Here is a 2,842-nt window from a genome sequence, read left to right on the forward strand (position 1 = left end):
ACAGTAACAGGTTTGAACTGAAGAGTTTGATCCTGGCTCAGATTGAACGCTGGCGGCATGCCTTACACATGCAAGTCGAACGGCAGCACGGACTCCGGTCTGGTGGCGAGTGGCGAACGGGTGAGTAATACATCGGAACGTGTCCTGGAGTGGGGGATAGCCCGGCGAAAGCCGGATTAATACCGCATACGCTCGGGAGAGGAAAGCGGGGGATCTTTCGGGACCTCGCGCTCAAGGGGCGGCCGATGGCAGATTAGGTAGTTGGTGGGGTAAAGGCCTACCAAGCCGACGATCTGTAGCTGGTCTGAGAGGACGACCAGCCACACTGGGACTGAGACACGGCCCAGACTCCTACGGGAGGCAGCAGTGGGGAATTTTGGACAATGGGCGCAAGCCTGATCCAGCAATGCCGCGTGTGTGAAGAAGGCCTTCGGGTTGTAAAGCACTTTTGTCCGGAAAGAAAACCTCGTGGCTAATATCCGTGAGGGATGACGGTACCGGAAGAATAAGCACCGGCTAACTACGTGCCAGCAGCCGCGGTAATACGTAGGGTGCGAGCGTTAATCGGAATTACTGGGCGTAAAGCGTGCGCAGGCGGTGCTGTAAGACCGATGTGAAATCCCCGGGCTTAACCTGGGAACTGCATTGGTGACTGCAGCGCTGGAGTATGGCAGAGGGGGGTGGAATTCCACGTGTAGCAGTGAAATGCGTAGAGATGTGGAGGAACACCGATGGCGAAGGCAGCCCCCTGGGCCAATACTGACGCTCATGCACGAAAGCGTGGGGAGCAAACAGGATTAGATACCCTGGTAGTCCACGCCCTAAACGATGTCAACTGGTTGTCGGGCCTTCATTGGCTTGGTAACGTAGCTAACGCGTGAAGTTGACCGCCTGGGGAGTACGGTCGCAAGATTAAAACTCAAAGGAATTGACGGGGACCCGCACAAGCGGTGGATGATGTGGATTAATTCGATGCAACGCGAAAAACCTTACCTACCCTTGACATGTATGGAATCCTGCCGAGAGGCGGGAGTGCCCGAAAGGGAGCCATAACACAGGTGCTGCATGGCTGTCGTCAGCTCGTGTCGTGAGATGTTGGGTTAAGTCCCGCAACGAGCGCAACCCTTGTCCCTAGTTGCTACGCAAGAGCACTCCAGGGAGACTGCCGGTGACAAACCGGAGGAAGGTGGGGATGACGTCAAGTCCTCATGGCCCTTATGGGTAGGGCTTCACACGTCATACAATGGTCGGAACAGAGGGTTGCCAAGCCGCGAGGTGGAGCCAATCCCAGAAAACCGATCGTAGTCCGGATCGCACTCTGCAACTCGGGTGCGTGAAGCTGGAATCGCTAGTAATCGCGGATCAGCATGCCGCGGTGAATACGTTCCCGGGTCTTGTACACACCGCCCGTCACACCATGGGAGTGGGTTTTACCAGAAGTGGCTAGTCTAACCGCAAGGAGGACGGTCACCACGGTAGGATTCATGACTGGGGTGAAGTCGTAACAAGGTAGCCGTATCGGAAGGTGCGGCTGGATCACCTCCTTTCCAGAGCTATGCATTCACTGCATTCAAGTGCTCACGCTTATCGGCTGTGGTTAATGGCAGCAACGCAGAACAGACATCAGGGGTCTGTAGCTCAGCCGGTTAGAGCACCGTCTTGATAAGGCGGGGGTCGATGGTTCGAATCCATCCAGACCCACCAGTGTCGTGTCTGGTGAGCTGAAGGGCTGGGGCCGCTGGAATGGCTGTGGGACTGGGGGATTAGCTCAGCTGGGAGAGCACCTGCTTTGCAAGCAGGGGGTCGTCGGTTCGATCCCGTCATCCTCCACCAATCCTCAATGCGCAGTGTTCTGCCTGAAGGCAGAGCGTTGCGCATTGGCGATTGAGCCAGTCAGGGCGGTATGAGGCAGAGGCTTCATACCGGCTGTCGTTCTTTAACAATCAGGAAGAAGTAGTAAAGAGATTCACGAAAGCATGCCTGGAGATGGGTGTGTGAGTAGGTGAATCAGGGTTGTGATTGTATCGATGTATTTTAAAGGTGATCGAGAGATCGCTTTGGAATACGGCGCAACACGAATACTCAACCTGTAACGGCAGTGATCTGCGGTGAGCAATCATCGGGAGACACACCCGTTATAGGGTCAAGCGAACAAGTGCATGTGGTGGATGCCTTGGCGATCACAGGCGATGAAGGACGCGGTAGCCTGCGAAAAGCTCCGGGGAGCTGGCAAACGAGCATTGATCCGGAGATGTCCGAATGGGGAAACCCACTCCTAATGGAGTATCCGTAGCTGAATCCATAGGCTGCGTGAGGCGAACGCGGTGAACTGAAACATCTAAGTAACCGCAGGAAAAGAAATCAACCGAGATTCCCAGAGTAGTGGCGAGCGAAATGGGATCAGCCGGTACACGTTATCTGTATTGTTAGTCGAACGCTCTGGAAAGTGCGGCCATAGCAGGTGATAGCCCTGTAGACGAAAACAGCATGGAAGAACTGGGTGTACGAGAAGTAGGGCGGGACACGTGAAATCCTGTCTGAAGATGGGGGGACCATCCTCCAAGGCTAAATACTCGTGATCGACCGATAGTGAACCAGTACCGTGAGGGAAAGGCGAAAAGAACCCCGGGAGGGGAGTGAAACAGATCCTGAAACCGCATGCATACAAACAGTCGGAGCCTCTGCGAAGGGGTGACGGCGTACCTTTTGTATAATGGGTCAGCGACTTACATTCAGTGGCGAGCTTAACCGATTAGGGCAGGCGTAGCGAAAGCGAGTCCGAACAGGGCGTCCAGTCGCTGGGTGTAGACCCGAAACCAGGTGATCTATCCATGGTAGGTTG

2 tRNA genes and 2 rRNA genes (1 of these 4 cut by a window edge) are annotated in these 2,842 nt (G+C 55.0%); all 4 read left to right on the top strand.

Features of this window, described 5'->3' with window-relative positions:
• The first annotated feature begins 14 nt into the window (after nucleotides 1-14).
• Nucleotides 15-1,547, top strand: a 16S ribosomal RNA gene (locus HDG39_RS34145).
• Nucleotides 1,548-1,627: 80 nt separating this feature from the next.
• Nucleotides 1,628-1,704: transfer RNA gene (locus HDG39_RS34150), tRNA-Ile, on the top strand.
• Between the two features lie 53 nt (nucleotides 1,705-1,757).
• Nucleotides 1,758-1,833: transfer RNA gene (locus HDG39_RS34155), tRNA-Ala, on the top strand.
• 308 nt (nucleotides 1,834-2,141) lie between these two features.
• Nucleotides 2,142-2,842: ribosomal RNA gene (locus HDG39_RS34160) — 23S ribosomal RNA — on the top strand; it runs 2,280 nt beyond the window's last position.
• The 16S and 23S rRNA genes sit together here with 2 tRNA genes alongside, the layout of an rRNA operon.

The sequence above is a fragment of the Paraburkholderia lebeckiae genome, assembly GCF_014201005.1.
Lineage (GTDB): Bacteria > Pseudomonadota > Gammaproteobacteria > Burkholderiales > Burkholderiaceae > Paraburkholderia > Paraburkholderia tuberum.